11 protein-coding genes are annotated in these 17776 nt (G+C 28.7%); 2 read left to right on the plus strand and 9 right to left on the minus strand.

Going from position 1 to position 17776, the window contains the following annotated elements:
- Positions 1–8: 8 nt before the first annotated feature.
- Entirely contained in the window at positions 9–1358 is a 1350-nt protein-coding gene (locus KGF50_RS11295; protein WP_227848153.1) for an amidohydrolase, read from the plus strand.
- Between the two features lie 136 nt (positions 1359–1494).
- Here KGF50_RS11295 and KGF50_RS11300 read toward each other — a convergent pair whose 3' ends face one another.
- The 7 genes from KGF50_RS11300 to KGF50_RS11330 all read right to left on the minus strand — a co-directional run bounded on the left by KGF50_RS11300 (position 1495) and on the right by KGF50_RS11330 (position 13221).
- Entirely contained in the window at positions 1495–4857 is a 3363-nt protein-coding gene (locus tag KGF50_RS11300) for a diguanylate cyclase domain-containing protein (protein WP_227848138.1), read from the minus strand.
- A gap of 241 nt (positions 4858–5098) precedes the next feature.
- Positions 5099–6964: an HIRAN domain-containing protein gene (locus tag KGF50_RS11305; protein ID WP_227848139.1), complete on the minus strand. Its 1866-nt coding sequence runs from the start codon at positions 6962–6964 to the stop codon at positions 5099–5101.
- 171 nt (positions 6965–7135) lie between these two features.
- A complete protein-coding gene (locus KGF50_RS11310) occupies positions 7136–7918 on the minus strand; it encodes a shikimate kinase (RefSeq protein ID WP_227848140.1) in 783 nt (260 codons plus the stop codon).
- Between the two features lie 63 nt (positions 7919–7981).
- Positions 7982–9199, minus strand: a complete 1218-nt coding sequence (locus KGF50_RS11315) for an MFS transporter (protein WP_227848141.1) — start codon at positions 9197–9199, stop codon at positions 7982–7984.
- A 220-nt stretch (positions 9200–9419) separates the two neighbouring features.
- Positions 9420–10283, minus strand: coding sequence for a shikimate dehydrogenase (gene aroE, locus KGF50_RS11320; RefSeq protein ID WP_227848142.1), 864 nt, complete (start codon positions 10281–10283; stop codon positions 9420–9422).
- Positions 10284–10367: 84 nt separating this feature from the next.
- Entirely contained in the window at positions 10368–12290 is a 1923-nt protein-coding gene (locus KGF50_RS11325) for an FAD-dependent oxidoreductase (RefSeq protein ID WP_227848143.1), read from the minus strand.
- A gap of 82 nt (positions 12291–12372) precedes the next feature.
- Complete coding sequence (locus tag KGF50_RS11330) at positions 12373–13221, minus strand: sugar phosphate isomerase/epimerase family protein (RefSeq protein ID WP_227848144.1); 849 nt, start codon at positions 13219–13221, stop codon at positions 12373–12375.
- 412 nt (positions 13222–13633) lie between these two features.
- Here KGF50_RS11330 and KGF50_RS11335 point away from each other — a divergent pair, with 412 nt between their 5' ends.
- Positions 13634–14515 (plus strand): LysR family transcriptional regulator, encoded by an 882-nt coding sequence (locus KGF50_RS11335; RefSeq protein ID WP_227848145.1) that lies wholly within the window; start codon positions 13634–13636, stop codon positions 14513–14515.
- Positions 14516–14725: 210 nt separating this feature from the next.
- Here KGF50_RS11335 and KGF50_RS11340 read toward each other — a convergent pair whose 3' ends face one another.
- Positions 14726–15535 carry a DUF3800 domain-containing protein gene (locus KGF50_RS11340; RefSeq protein ID WP_255654899.1) on the minus strand — a complete coding sequence of 270 codons (810 nt, stop codon included), beginning with the start codon at positions 15533–15535 and terminating at the stop codon, positions 14726–14728.
- Between the two features lie 211 nt (positions 15536–15746).
- Complete coding sequence (locus KGF50_RS11345) at positions 15747–17681, minus strand: cell wall-binding repeat-containing protein (RefSeq protein ID WP_227848147.1); 1935 nt, start codon at positions 17679–17681, stop codon at positions 15747–15749.
- Between the last annotated feature and the right edge of the window lie 95 nt (positions 17682–17776).

Raw genomic sequence — 17776 nt, forward strand, 5'->3', positions numbered from 1 at the left:
GTGTTGAGATTATTGCTGTTGGTAATTCTACAAATCCACATATAATAGATATTACTGTTGCTACTACTATACTTATTGAAGACAATATTATAAAAAAAGTTGGTAAATTTGATAATAATATTGTAGATAAAGATGCTGAAATATACGATGCTAATGGAAAAATATTAATGCCAGGGTTAGTCAATACACATGTTCACTTATCTCAACAATTAGGTCGTGGTCTTTCTGATGATGTTGTGCTTTTAACATGGCTTAGAGAAAGAATCTGGCCATATGAAAGTAGCTTTAATTACGAAGATTCTTTAATTTCATCTACTGCATGTTGCGTGGAACTAATAAAATCTGGTGTTACTACATTTTTAGAATCTGGTGGTCAATATGTCGATGCTATGGTTGAAGCTGTTGATAAGACTGGAGTTAGAGCATGTCTAGCTAAGTCAGTTATGGATACAGGTGATGGTCTTCCTGAAGCATGGCAAAAAACTACTGATGAAGAAATCAACACTCAATTAGACTTATTCCATAAGTTTAATAATACATCTAATGAAAGAATTAAAATATGGTTTGCTTTAAGAACTATTTTTAATACAACTGAAGATTTACTTGTTAGAACTAAACAATTAGCTGACAAATACAACACAGGTATACACATGCATGTAGCTGAAATAGCTGATGAAATTTCATTTGTAAAACAAAATACTGGAGTCGGAACAGTTGAATATCTTGATAAGTTAGGCGTTTTGGGTCCAAACCTTTTAGCTGCTCATACAGTTTGGCTTACTCATAAAGAAATTGATTTATTCAGATTACATGATGTAAAAGTTTCTCATAACCCTAGTGCAGCTATGAAAGTAGTACTAGGTTTTGCATCAATTCCTGAAATGCTAGAAAAAGGAATTCCAGTCTCAATTGGTACTGATGGTGCACCTTCAAATAATAGAATGGATTTAATGAGGGATATGTATCTAACTTCATTAATACATAAAGGAAGAACTTTAAATCCAACAGTTATTCCAGCTGAACAAATATTAGAAATGGCTACTATAAATGGAGCAAAATGTGCTTTGCTTGAAAAAGAAATTGGTAGTCTTGAAGTTGGCAAAAAAGCAGATATGATTATTCTTAATCCAGATACAATTCATTGCTTACCAATGCATAATCCAATTGGAAACATAGTGTATTCTATGACTAGCGAAAATGTAGATTCTACAATTTGTGATGGAAAATGGCTTATGAAAGAAAGAAAAGTATTGGTTGTAAATGAATCTGAGTTATTGGAAACAGTTAAAAAACAAGCTTCTAAAATAAAAGAAAAATCAGAAGTTAAAATTCCTTCTAAATTTAAAATTATAAAATAGCATAAAAACCAATTGTTTTGTAGAGATACAAGTTCAAGTAAACTTAAATAGTCTACTTGCAAAACAATTGGTTTTTTTATGCTATATTTTATTAAAATAAAAATAATAGTAATCGTCTTATACTATAAATATGTCACTAATAAATAGGTTCAGATTTAGATTCATTTTCCTTATATTTTGTTATATCATTACAGCACATTAGGCATGCACTTTTTTCTTCATTCCATTCAATATATGAAGCATTAGCACTAGTCCAAACATTAAGATTATCATTATACAATTCAATTGTACAAAAATTTTTTTCCTCGCTAAGTTCCTTCATTGGACAAACTTCACATGGCTTATCTCTATTCCAAAATGCCTTATAACACAATTGATTTATCTCTGTGTTTGGAGCTATACTCAATGTCTTTTGGTTTATAAATAGAAGCTCATATGTATTCTTGTTTATCACATAAGTCCATGAATTCAAATTATCCATAACTGCTTTTATAGTTTTATAAGATTTTATTAATTTATCTTCTTTACGCTTTTTAATTAAGAATATACTTAATATTTCTGATATAAATGTCAAGGATTCTATTTCCTCTTTTGTCCAAAATCTATTCCCATTACATTCGTCAAAACCTACATATCCACTAAATTCTCCCTCATCTAAGATTGCACATTGTAACATAGATACTATCCCTTGTACTTTCAGAATTTTATATAACCCATCATCAAGCGAAGATATATCTTTACAGTAAAAAATTCCTCTATCATTAAAATTTTGTTTATAATCATCAAATAAACTATATGATACTTTTTTAAGATTACTTATCTCTGGGTCAATACCATCATTGCACCATTCAAATGTATTGCTACAGTAAAGATTATCATCTGAGTTTTCAAATATATATGCACGACTTACATCATAAGTTTTACCAACTAATTCTAATATAAAATTTACTGCTGTATCAACATCTTTAGACTCATATAAAATTCTAAATATATATTCAGAAAAATTCTGTCTAAATGTTGACTTAGTTTTGTATGCTTCATCAATATTTTCTTCTCCACCTAATACAGAATTAAAAGTTTTGGTTTTTATTAATTCATTGTCCATAATTTTGCTATTATTTTCATATATACAATAGCAATCTTTGCCTTTACCCTTTGCAAAATAAAGTGCATTGTCTGCACATCTAAAAAGCTCCTTGAAATTTTCACCATTATCAGGATAAATAGCTATCCCTATACTTCCAGAAATCTTATAATCTTTATTTTTTCCTGTAAATGAACGTCTAAATAGATTTATTAATTCATCTGCCTTTTTCTTTAATACTTTTTCTGAAGGTAAATCCTTTAAAAAAATTAAGAATTCATCTCCACCTATACGCCCAATAATATCATCTTCTCTAAATATATTTACAAATTTAGATGATATATCATTTAAAACTGCATCTCCAAATAAGTGCCCTAAATTATCATTAATTCCTTTAAAATCATCAATATCTATTATAAATAATGCACTCTTAAGGTTCTTTCCTTCATTTTCTATATATTCTCTAACTAAATCCTCTGCTGTTATTTTATTATACAACCCTGTAAGCAAATCCCTTTGAGCTCTATTTTTAAGTTCTTCATTTTTTCGCTTTTCTTTATCTATATCTACAACAACACCGATAACACGTGTACACTGACTATACTTATCAATAATACTAGATAATCTCACTTTACACCAAATATATTTATCTTTTCCTTTTCTAAATCTAAGTTCTTTTTCATGATATGGATTATCACCTTTTATTGCATTTGTAAAAAGGTCTAAATACTTTTGTATATCATCTTTATATATGATTTCATTTTTCAATATGCCTTCAATTAAATTACTTCTAACTGGTTTGTATCCAAACTTCTTTTCCCAATTGTCAGAAATATTTACTGTATCTGTATTTAAGTTCCATTCAAAAACAATATTATTTTCTTGGTCCATAACAATTCTATAGCACTCTTCGCTTATATCCAATTGCTCTTGAGCCGACTTGCTTGATGTAATATCAATTACAACACAATAAACCCAAGGCTTACCATATTTATCCTTTACTATTTGACCTTTATCTAATAACCAAAGTATTTCTCCATCGGAACGTACAACTCTATATTCAACTTCAAGTATATTGCTATTTTTTAATTGTTTTTCTAGTACATTTTTAACCAGTTCACGGTCACCTTCATATATAATATTTAACAATTTATTATCGAAAAATGATTCAAACTCTTCTTTTGTATATCCTAACAATTTTTGATATCCTTCATTTATAAAGCTAAATATGTAATTTCCATCACAACTATACTTGTATACTCCTCCAGGAATATTTGCAGTCAACACTTCTAGGTCATCATTTATTCTTTTAAGTTCTTCAGAGTTATTTACCATTGTATCAATTAAATTATTAAAAGCAGTAGCAATTTCAGTATATTCATTATTTTTATCATTATTGAATCTTATACTTGTATCTCCATCTCTTATTTTTTCTATACTTTCAATTAATTTACCCATAGGATTTAAAAATTGATTCTTTACATATACTGAAATTAAACATATAAAAAATATAATTAAGACCATACAAAATAACAAAATAAATATTGCTTTATTGATTGGAGCCATCACCTCAGACTCTTCTACACTGCTTAATATAAACCATCCAGTATCTGATATTCCAGAATAATACCCGATATTTTTAGCATTATCTTCATAATAATTTATGAATCCTTCTGAATTACTTTTTAAATGTCTCATTTTCCAGTCGTCAAAAAGAGTTCCTTTATCTTTTATATTTTCATATTTATATTCACTATCATTAACTACAATATTTCCTAACGAATTAATTACAAGTATTTTTCCTGTTTCATAAGAAAGTGTATTATTAAGCATAATATTAATATAGTCTAAATCTATAGTAAATGATATAAATCCTTGATATTCATTATTACTCCAAAGTGGATATCCTAATACAAAACTTTTCCTATTTATGTTGGAATTATTTGTATTTATGTTTGAAATTATCAAGTTGTCTTCTGGTAAATACTTAAATCTTGAACCTGATATTAAGGATTTTTGATTAACAATATTTTCATTACTTGATGCAATTACTAAATCATTTTTATCCACAAGTGACATTTGCAATAAGTACTTTTCTTTATTATTAGTGCTACTTAATATACCATTTATATCTTTATTTTCTTGTTTTAACTCTTCATTTATAACACCATTATTTTTATCAGATAAATACTCTTGAACTGTTGAAAGCTGAGAAATAGATTTTAATACAGTTTCTCTTTGGCTAAAAAAACTCTCTAATCGTTTTGCCTGCATTACTGTAGCTGTTTTAAGATTATCTTGTAATAACTTATTTGCATTTTTAGTAAATTTATTTATACAAATTCCAGAAATAATCACTGAAGGAATTATTGAAACCAATATGAGAATAATAAATATTTTTTTTTGTATTTTCATAAGTCCTCCCCCTATTTTTAGTAAGCAAACAGTATAAGCATAATTTTTTTAATATTTACTATTCATTGACTCACTTATAAAACTTACTTAAATTTATTTCCTCTTAAATTAAAATAACTTTTGCAAATTTTAAATTAAATTCATTTATATGTTAATTGTATTTTAAATTTTTCCATATTTCAACCAAATAACATCAAATACATTAATTATAGTTTAAGTTTTAAATAATTCGTGACATTATTTAGTTTACAATGTTTACCTTACTTCTATCTAATACCATTTTAAGAGAATTTTCAACAGTTTCAATTACATCTTTATAACTCAAATATATGTTTACATAAATATAATCTTCATCTAAATTATATTCAGTTACTCTACAATACAAAAGTTTTCCTCCATCTAATAAATTACTCAAAATATAATTATCTTTTCTTGGAACATAACCTATTACATATCCAGTTTCTCCAACTATTTTGATAGCATTTTCATCATATAAATTATCTTTCTCTCTGTTTAGATAGTATATCTTACTCTTCTCCAGTTCTTTTTCCAGATATTCTCTATTTCTAAACCTTGAGCCAGCAACAGCTACTGAAATCAAATAAATATCTTTACCATGTTCATTTACCTTCAGCTTTTTAGTATTTACAAATTCTTTTTTTAAATTATTACTTTCATATAATAATCGTCTTAACTCATCTTTTAATTTGATATTTTTTTCTTTTTCATAAGCTTCTTTAACTATTTGCATTTCTTTAAGAGAAAGTCTCTCTCTATACCTCTTCAGAATATTTATAGATTCTCTACGTACTTCATTTATATTTCCAAAAACTCCTTTTAAAGACAGATTCTTTCCTTCAGGGTACAGTGATTTACTACCTTTAAGGACAATAAAAAATAACATATCATCATAATATTCTTGTGTTAATTTATTTTTTTCTATGTCTTCCATTTTTCCAATTAACTCTTCTATTGTAAATGTTTTTTCAAAAAATCCTAACAACTTCAACTTACAATTTGCACTTCCCTTTTTAGATATATGCCAATACACCTCAAAATCTCGAATATCTTTATTTAAATATGGTAATAAATCATCAAAAGATAAATTTACATCATAAATTTGTGACATTTTTATCATATCTTCTGTCTTTCCATCGGCTTCATTTAAGGCTTTAAAGAATATACTTTTCCACTTTTCACTAAGTAAAACATTATTCATTTCTTTCTTAAATTCAACTTTATCACAAGTTACTTTATCATCTTGTAAAACACCTACTGCTATTAAAAAAATAGAATACAGACTATCAAAGCTAGTACCATAGCTTGCTACAATTGGCAGAAATTGATTCACTAATTCTACTTTATTCCCTATATATTTAAATTCTACACTTAACAAATAATTGCATATAAGATGTGCTAAGTTGTTTATCTTATCTTCATCTAAATCTCGTCTTTCAAGATATTCGCTTAAATCTACTGTAGAAATAATATAGTTCATTAGTAATCTTTCATATTTTTTATCTTTATATCCTTCCTCGATTAAATATGAGGTTATTTTAGAATCCAAATTTTCCATATTCACAATAGCAAATACTTTTATTGAACCTGTAGATATTCTAGATAGATTAAACAAATATGTATTGTAAAATTCAAGCTTTCTGATAGTATTACTTAAATAAAATATGTATTCTCCAGATTTAGAAAATGTATCTACTACTTCTCTTATATTGTCTACATCTAAATAATTTTCGCTTAAAACAAGCCCAAGCTTTACATACTCATCTTTTTCACTTGTATATATTAAATCCTTTGTTAGCCAATATAGCCACTTTTCATCAATTATTTTCTCTTTTATTAGAGTATTTATCTTTTTCATAAAAATTTCAAAATAACAAATTAAAGACTTGTGACTATACTCCTCTAACAAGTCGATTTTATTAGATTCACTTCTATAAATATTTAAAATATTCTCTACCAAATTATTTGCAAGTTCTACTTGTTCTCTTAAGGGTATCTTTTCGTATATACATAAATAATTCATTTCAAATGATTCTTTATCTCCATCATAATCGTTAATACCTTGTAATTGCTTAAAAATATTCCCCATAAAATTATCCTCCTTTACATTATTATAATTTATATTGATTATACTACTTATTTTAATGAATTTACATTTTCACACATAAAAAAGTATTACTAGAAATTAAGATTTCCAGTAATACTAATTATGCAAACATTAAAGATTCATGGCTTAGCAATGATTTTGCTAAGTTAGAATTTATTTATCAAGCTCCGTTAACTTTACGACTAACTCTTCACAAATTTCTTTTATTGTTTTATTATCTGTACTTACAATAATATCTGCTGATGCAATATATTTTGCTTCTCGTCTTTTCATCAAATCAGAAATAAATTCAACATTCATATTATTATTAAGTATTGGTCTTTCATCACTATGTTTAACACGTTGAAGAATAGTTTCTGGGCTTGCTGTTAATAAAACAATTCTTCCACTTTTTTTCATATATTCTACATTTTTATCTCTAAGTACGATTCCTCCCCCACAGGAAACAACAAGTCCTTCTCTTTGTTGGAAACTTATTAATGCTTGACTTTCAAGATTTCTAAAATATTCTTCTCCTCGTTTTTCAAATATTTCCGAAATACTCATTCCTTGATGTTCAACTATATATGCATCTGTTTCTACTTGCTCCATCTCTAATAGATGACTCAAGTATGATGATACAGTACTTTTTCCGACCCCCATAAATCCAACAAGCATTATATTATAAGAGAATAAATTTTTAGCCTGTATTTTCTTACTATTTTTTACTACATATCTAAAAATATCTATAATTTCATTTTCAAACTTATGACCTTTTAGCTTCTCAATCAATGCTACTTCTTTTTTATTTTCATAGTCTGGTTGTAAAATGGGAAGACCTTTTTCCTTTTTAATATCAATAATACATTTTATACATTCCATTCTTTTCTCAAGTAAATCAATCAGCTCGTCATCATATAAATCTATTTTTTCTCTTATTTTTTCTATATTTTCCATTGTGACACCTCTTCTTTCAGGCATGTTAAAATTAAAAATACTTACAAATATATTATACTCATGTTACATATTATAATCATTTACTTTTTCTTTTTCATATCTCATGTTTACAAACAATGCAAGTAAAATTCCAACAAACGTTATAGCTACATTAAATAGTACAACGTATTTTGGACCATTTACTCCACCAGACTTTGTAATAAATCCAGCTATATTTAAAATAACATAGTTAGCTATACTAGACGCAATCATAACTATAGATGTTATTTTTCCTTTATTAGTTGGAAACATTTCATTTGCTGTCGATGTAGTCAATTGAAGCACACCACCTGCTGCCGAATAACCTATTACAAACCCTCCTACCATACAAATAGTTGGAGTCTGAACAAAATACACAATTAATAACATAATTGAAGCTATTACAGGATAGATAACAAGTATTCTTATTGGTTTAACATATTTTTTTATAAGTACAGAAGTTATTAATACTGCACAGATTACTCCCATTGAATAAAAAGATTGAATTTTTGTAGGGTCGGCCATACCATATAATTTACCTAATTCTTGATTACAATTTAACCATAGTACAAATGTAGATGTACATGTAAATCCAATACAAACAAGAGCTATACTCGTTGGTGTAAACTTCATTTTTTCTGACTTAACAGCCTTTCCATTATTATCAATAACATTGTTAGCTGGAGGAAATGGCAATACAGCTATTAAAATTGCATCTATAATAATAAGAACAGCTGTTACTATAAAAATAACTTTGAATGATATTGAATTTGCTGCAACAAATCCAATTATAAAAGGAAGTAAAAATTGCGCTAAAGCTATTGTGAATTTAGTAAACATATTTGCTATTGTTCCTAAACTAGCAAATATCTCCATACAAGAAGGTGTTACACAAGTATCTAAAAATGAGTTTGCTGCGCCTCCAATTATTGCAAATATATAAGCTATATAAAAGTTTGGTGAAAATACAATTCCAATAAAGAAAATGGCATGTAGAAAATTACCTATAAGCCCACTTACCTTTCTCCCATATTTATCTGAAATAGGGCCTGCAAATGGATATGATATAAGTCTACCTAATCCTAACGCAGCAATAACAGCTAAAACAATACTCACATCAAGTGTTCCATCTGATAGTGTCTTAGCTCCCCACATTGATGCAAATTCTGGTTTATATTGTCCTAAGATTGAAATTCCAATACCAAGTAAAAAATATGAAAAATACAATGCTATGGCAGTAGGATAGTATTTTTTATTATTCATAGTTATTCTCCTATTCTCGTTAATTTCTTAACATTTTTATATACAATAAACTTATTCCCACAATGGGTTTAAAGAATAGTTAAACTTTTACATTTAACTAGACCATCAATACAAAACCCACTATGACAATTTGTAAAATAATATCAAAATATTTTGTAAAGTAATATCAAAACATTGAGATACATATATATTCTACATTATTAAAGTATTATTTTTTCGTCTATTTAAAGTATAATTCTTTAATTTCTTCTACAGGCATTTCCAATCCAGTGTATAGATTAAAAGCCTCAGCTCCTTGATATAATAACATTCCTAATCCACCAATAGCTTTACAACCATTAGCCTCAGCATCTTCAATCATTTTTGTTTTCTTTGGATTATAAACAACATCTGTTACTACTAATTCTTTTCTAAGTACACTTATATCTTTTATATTAGTTTCATTATCATGAGGTTTCATCCCAATAAGAGTTGCATTTGTCAAAATATCACTTGATAATACCTCTTCATAAAGTTTTTCTGTATCCGCTAAATCATATAAATTAACAATACATTCTGGTACTTCTTTCTTTATATTTTCAATTGTTTGCTCCGCTCTTTTATAAAAATCATCCTTAGCATTGAAAATAGATATTTCTCTTGCTCCATCTAGTGCACATTGTACTTGTATAGCAGTTGCCGCACCACCAGCACCCATAATCGTAAGTTTTTTACCCTTTACTTCTACTCCATTTTCTTTTAGATTACGAACGTAACCCACACCATCTGTTATATGTCCAATTAACTTTCCATCTTCATTTACAATTGTATTACATGCTCCAATTATACGAGCTGCTGGAGAAAGTTCATCCATATATTCTGTAACAGCAGTTTTACATGGCATTGTTACATTTGCTCCTTTTATGTTGAACGTCTTTATAGCTGAAAGTGCATTTTTTACCTTGTCCACAGTAATATCAAAAGCTAAGTATCTATAATCTAAATCTAATTTTTCAAAACTATAATTATACATTATTGGTGATTTAGAATGCCCCACTGGTGTACCTATTAATGCGAATAACCCTGTTCTACCTGAAATTTCCATAATTATTATATCCTCCCAATATCATCAATTTCTTTGCAAATAATCTATTTAATTATTTGCAAAGAAATATCTATTTAATTTCAACTATATATTTAATGCTACTTCAAAAGCTTCTTTTGTTGCATCCAATGCTCTACGAGCCTTTACTGCATCACCAACAACATAAGTTTCAGTAACAAATTTCTTTACTTCTTCACTTAATGGGTCATAATTACGAGAACCCATAGCAAGCACTACTGAATCAAATCCTTTTAAATTATCTTCTGTTCCATCTGCAAGTGAATAGTCAACTCCATCGTTATAGAACTTAGCAACTTTAGCACCAGTAACAGTATGTATATTGTAACTTTCAAAATCATCCATAAGGAATTTACGATGTTCAGAAATTACATCTGCACCAACTTGTTCTCTTAATTCAATAACAGTAACATCATGTTCTTGTTCACCAAGGAAGGCTGCCACTTCACAACCAACCATTCCACCACCAACAACAAGAACTTTCTTTCCACAAGATTCTTTTCCATCAAGAAGATCAACTGCATGTATTAATCCTGATTCATTAATTCCTGGTATAGGAAGTACAAGTGGAGTTGCACCAGTAGCTACAATAACTACATCAGGTGATTTTTCTTTTATAAACTCTACTGTAACTTCTGTATTAGTGTATATTTTTACACCATATTGATTACATTTTGAAATATAACTACGAACTAAATTAGTAATATCTCCTTTACCTGGAGGATATGCAGCTAAACGCATTTGCCCACCAAGCATTTCAGATTTTTCAACTAGAGTTACCTTATGCCCTCTCTCAGCACATACCCATGCTGCAAGCATACCTCCAACACCGCCACCAACAACAAGAACTTCTTTTGTAGTTTCAGCTGGTTTAAGTTCAGCTTCATGACCTAATATCGGATTTGCAAGACAAGCTATAGGCTTACCTTGGAACATATTTGGTACACAACCTTGTAGACATGCAATACATGGTATCATTTCATCTAACTTACCATTTTTAGCTTTGTTAGGCATGCCTGGGTCAGCTAAACTTTGTCTACCAAATGCCACTAAATCACATCTGCCTTGACGAACCATCAATTCAGCAAATTGTGGCTCTGTATAACGACCAACAGTTATTACTGGTATACTCACAGATTTTTTTATTTCTGTAACTAAATCTGCACTAAATCCAGCATGAAGAACTGTAGGAGCCCACATATATTCATCATGTATATGTATACTACGTGAAACATGAAGTCCATCCACTCCACAATCCTCTAGATAGGCTGCAATTACTGAGCTATCATGTACATCAATTCCACCCAAAATATCATCTGTACTATTTATACGACATAGTATTGCTATAGAATTTCCTACCTTTTTACGTATATTTTCAATTATAAGACGAGGTAATCTCATTCTATTTTCAAAACATCCACCAAATTCATCTACACGCTTATTTGTTCTTGGTGATATAAAACTACTAACTAAATATCCATGAGCACAGTGAACTTCAACAGCATCCACACCAGCTTTTTTTGCACGTAATGCTGCATCTCCATAAGATTCTATAAGTTCATATATTTCTTCAGTTGTTATTGCTAATGGTGTATTACGCCCATTTGATGCAGGTATTGCAGAAGCAGCTTTTAAAGGATACCCTGCAATTTTTTCATTTCCCTCAGAACCAGCATGTTGTAATTGTATAGATACTTTTGAACCAGCATTATGACAGGCATCTATTACATTTTTGAAACTATCTATTGTACTATCATCATACAAACAAGGTTTACGAGGTCCTCCTTTAGCTTTCTTATCCACAACACTAGATTCTATAGTTATTAATCCAAAACCACCTAAAGCACGTTCAAGATAATAAGCCTTAGAAGTTTCACTTAAAGTACCATCTGTGTTTGCAAAATTATTTCCCATAGGAGGAACTACGAAACGGTTTGGAACTGTCATTGAACCAATTTTTATAGGTGTAAACATAGAACTAATCTTCATAAGGTTTTCCTTCCTCTCAAGTTTTATATTTTTTTCTTATATTTTTATGTTTTATATACTTTAATATCAAATAGGTCCATTTTTATTTTGGAGATACTTCTGGCCATGCTTTATCTAATACTTTTTTAGTGGCCTTAAATACAGTCTCAGCTGCAGTTGATAATCCTTTAGCTACTAAAGAATCAGATATTACTTCAACACCTATAACTTCTGGTGATATATTATGTTCTTTGATTATTTTTACAAAATCTTCTGTATTTCCGTATCCTTCACCTGGAGCTACACGGTCATGTAGTGATTCATCTCTAAGTTTTTCATAAGGTGTCTCTAAAACATCACAAACTTGAATTGATACTATCTTTTCTGCTGGAACAGGTGCAAGGTCATCTGCTGTTTGTTTTGCTCTAGCCCAGTGCCATGTATCTAATATAAGCATTGCATTTTCACGGTTACATCCTTTTACAACACGCCATGCGGTAGCTAAGTCTGGCACACCACTATATGGCATAAACTCAAGACCTATGATAAGTTCTCCTGCTCTATCACATAATTCTCCTAATGCAGTTATAATTTGTTCTTCTGGTACCATTTCTAATAGACCACAATTTATATGTTTAACATTAAATAAACGAGCCATATGATAAACATTTTGTTCTTTTTCTTGTTGTGCTTCTGTTCTATCTTCTTTAGTTCCCCATTGAGTTATATATTCTACTTCTGTAACTTTCATATTATATTCATCAAGAATTGAAAGCATTTCTTCGTCTGTAACTCCAGCGTTTTTTGCATCCACATAATTTTCAGCACGTAATCCAATACCATCAAATCCAGCTTCTTTTGCAATGCGAACTCTGTCACGAAATGAAACTTCTGTACCTAATGTATAAGAACTAATAGTAATTGGAATATTAATATTTTTTTGATTATTCATAATTTGAATATGCCCCCTTTAATTTCTTTATAATTAATCTTTTTTTTGATTTTATTTTTTTATTTATTCTACTAGTAGTATTATTTTACTTTAAAAATAAAAATATTTTTTTGATTTATCTTTATCTAGATTTTATAAATTTATTGTATCATGAGACTTTGTTAATAACAAATTGATAATTTCCTATCAATTCATAGATTTTGTTTATAGATTTTATTGATAATATAATTTATTAATGTATTCCTTAGCTCTATTTATCTAAAATTTAAGACAAAAAACGATAAATTTTTTTAAAAGCTTTTATTATTATGCTGTAATCATATATAATAAAAATGTGAAAAACTTCTTTAAGGTCAACTTCTTTAAATATATACAAATAAAAATACGATACTCATGAAAGGATGAACAAAAATTGAATTTATATCACTTACGCTATTTTGTTACATTGGCACATTTAGAGCACTATACAAAAGCAGCAGAAAATTTATCTATAACACAACCAAGTTTGAGTCATGCTATTTCTTTGTTAGAAAGTGAACTTGGAGTGTCTCTATTTGAAAAGGAAGGTAGAAATATAGTTTTAACTAAATACGGTAAAATATTTTTAAAAGATGTGGAAAAATCATTAGAAATCTTAGACTCAAGTGTAAAATCACTAAAGATAACTGGTACTGGTGAAGGTCAAATTGACTTAGCTTTCCTTAGAACACTTGGTACAGACTTTATACCTGATATGGTTCATAGATTCTTAAAATCTAATCCTGATAAATCAATTGACTTTAAATTTCATACAGGTGTAACCACTGATATTATCCAAGGTCTTAAGGAAAGAAAATATGATATTGCTTTTTGCTCAAAACTTGAAAAAGAAAAGGGAATTGAATTTATACCTGTAGCCAAACAAGATTTAGTATTAATTGTACCATATAGCCACCCACTGGCTACAAAAGATACTATAGATTTAAAAGAAACAATACCTTATCCTCAAATAGTATTTAATCAAAGAAGTGGACTTAGATATATAATTGATGACATGTTTAAAAAAATAAATCAACAGCCTAACATAGTTCATGAAGTAGAAGAAGACCAAGTAATTGCTGGATTAGTTGCAAAAAATTTCGGAATTGCTGTAGTACCAAATATGTCCATGCTTAAGTTTACAAAAGTAAAGGTAATTCAAATTGTTTACCCAAGTTGGGAAAGAAATTTTTACTTAGCAGTTATAAAGGATAGATATTTACCTCCTGCAATTAAAAATTTCAAAAATTTTGTCATTAGAAATGCTCAATTATAAGAATTAATAAAAGAGGTTATTTTTAAATAGTCTCTTTTTTGGGATTTCTTCCAAAATAAAAAAATCTATACTTCTAAAAGTATAGATTCTTAACTGACAGTCGGCATCCGAGTCTCAGTAATAAGCGTTATATAACAGCAACTGTATTTCAATTCCTGAATAACTAAGTTATTTATATTATACCAATTTTCTAAAAATTTGTCAATCTATCTATCTCATTTTTTCAAGCCATGGTCCGACAGGCTCTACAATTGGAACTTCTTTAAAACCCCAATTTCTTATGTCATTTAAACTAGTTGGAGTGTATATTTTACTTCTTACAGATTTAAATATTTTATTTTTTTCTCCATATTGCACACATTTTGGATTTGCTTCTATTAATCCTCTTCTAGCTCTACTAAGAGGATTACATAGAATGTCAGCTATTTCTAGACCCTCTCTGTAATCTACATCTTCCTTTTTTGCAATTATAAAGCCTTTTACCTTGTCTCTTAACTCTTCATCTATATCTAAGTATATTGTTCCATTATTAAAAACATCAAAAAATGCCTTTTGTACTTTTAAATTTGAAACATCATCTCTTGATTCAATAACTATTCTTGCAGACTCTACATTTTCATTATTTACAAATGAATAGAAATTTTGAAGTACATGTATAAAAGCCACAACATAAGGTTCCTTTGAAGGTGCATAATATTTTTTTAATCTAGCCTTATCTACTGTTACTGATATTATGGTGCACTCTAGCTTAGATAGAAATAAAGGTAATTCATCATAAAATAACTTAATTTGTGAATCATCAAACCTTTCAAATGCTCTTGACTTTCTGGATATGTCAGTCAAGTGTATTCCTATATTACTAGTTCCAAAACAATACTCTTTAAATGCATCCATCTCTTTTCTTAAGCAGCAGACATAATCACCTTGACTCACTGCATATTTATATTCAAAAATTACTCCTGTTAATGTAAATGGGTCCTCATGATTTATATCAGCTCTCCCACTTTCATCAATAAACATTATATACTTCTTCTTTATAATTTCACTCACCCTCTTAACATATGATGATATCACCTATATTCATTTTATATGAGTTTTGAAAATATTCCAAGATTTTTAGATAACTAAAACTTAATTTTATAATAAAAAAATTGAGATATAAACAATCAAAGCCCTAGGCTGTTGAATTTTATATCTCAATTTCATTTTATACATTAATTATATAGTTTTATTATTTTCCAAGAATATCTATTAATTTATCCATGCCTATATAAGATACTCCTCCTCCAATTTGATAAGGAGTTTCAACTTTTTTATTTGCAAATACTCTATTTTGTTCTGATGATAATCCTGAATTATCCATTAAAACTATTGGTGAGTGTAATTTTGCAGCTAATGGTCCAGCTGATAAAGCATCTACTAAAGCATCTGATTTGCTAACTAATACAGATTGTAAATCAGTATCACCATAGAATTTTTCTATAACTTTAGCATTAGTATCTAATCTGTCATTTCCATATATTCTATTTCCTGAAACATCTTCAGTAGTTATTTCATTCATTTTAGCTATTGCTGAATCATTGATTGCATTTGGTCCACCTATAAAATATGCATTTTCTAATTTTCTTTCTGTTAGCCACATATAAGATTCTTCTGTAATTCCATCTTTCTTAACTAATATTATAGGTTGTTTTTCTTCTCCAGCCTTAGAAGCTACAGATAGAGCATCTGCTTCTCCATTTCCAGAAACCATATAAGCTGTCTTTATTTCTTCTCTGTTTCCAAGTTCATTAGCTATTCTTATAGCAGTTTGATATCTATCTTGACCTGATATTCTCTTTGTATCTGCATTGAAAGTAGTCTTTATTTCTTGTTCTAATTTAGAGCTTATTGCATTTTCTCCACCTATTAAAATTACTGTTTTAGGTGCTAATGAATTCATTTCTGCAACAGTTTCAGTTGGTAATTTATCTGTATTAGTAAGTAATATTGTTGCATTGTAACTACTTGCTAAAGGTGTTGCTGTTATTCCATCTGCTATTGCATTTCCATTTACTAATACAACAGTATCTGAATTATCAGCGTTCCAATTTCCAACTTCACTTATTTTTTTAGCTGTATCAAATCTATTTGCTCCTATAACTGTATTCCATGTAGGGTTTATTGTTCCATCTTCATTAAAAGTATAATCTTTTCCATCTATTTTTTGAGTTCCTGTCAACATTTTACCGTCTTTGTCTAAATAGTAAGATTTACCTTCTAATTGTTGCCATCCTGTTTGCATTACTCCTGTTTTGTCAAAGTAATACTTATTACCATCTATTTCTTGCCATCCTACTACTGATAAGCCATCAGTTCCTAGATAGTACTTCTTGCCATCTTTTTCTTGCCATCCTGTTTGCATTACTCCATCTGAATTAAAGTAATAAGTTTTTCCATCAATTACCTTCCATCCAGATACTCTTGCGCCATCAGTTCCTAAGTAATATTTTTTGTTATTAATTGTCTTCCATCCTGTTTGCATTACTCCTGAAGCATCAAAATAATACATTTTTCCATTTACTTTTAACCAACTATTTTTTTGGTATGTTCCATCAGATTTTACATAATACTTCTTACCATTTTCTGTCTTCCATCCTGTTTGGTTTAAATTTATCTTATATTTTGCTGCTATTTTAGTATAACTGTCATTACTATAATCTATAATTACATCTGAACCTACTGGAACTTGGTCAAATAACCATCTAACCTCTTTATTGTGCATTCTTATACATCCACCAGAAATGTGTTTTCCTATAGAACTTTCATTGTTATTTCCATGTATTCCATATGTATCTCCATAAGTTCCTTTTAATGCTAATCCCATCCATCTATCTCCTAATGGATTTTTTGGGCTTCCTCCAGGTATATTTCCTTTATAATATGGTCTATTTTTTATCTTGTTAACTACCTTAGTTTTCCCCGTTGGTGTCTCTGAACCTTTTTTCCCTGTTGCAACTTTAAATTCTTTTACAAGCTTGCTATTTACAAAATATCCTAGAGTATTTTTTCTTGAGTTTACTATAATTACATGTTTACTGGCTGCACTTGATTCTGGTACGCCACATGCAAATACTAAAACTAAAGTCATTGCTAGTACTAAATACTTTTTTAGACTTTTTTTCACTATAACTTCCCCCTCTTTTAGAAACATAACTACACGCCTCTAATTATAACATAAAATTACCAATATCTTGTATTTACAAATTTGTTACATTTACC

Source organism: Clostridioides sp. ZZV15-6598 (assembly GCF_020657705.1).
Classification (GTDB): Bacteria; Bacillota; Clostridia; order Peptostreptococcales; family Peptostreptococcaceae; genus Clostridioides; species Clostridioides difficile_F.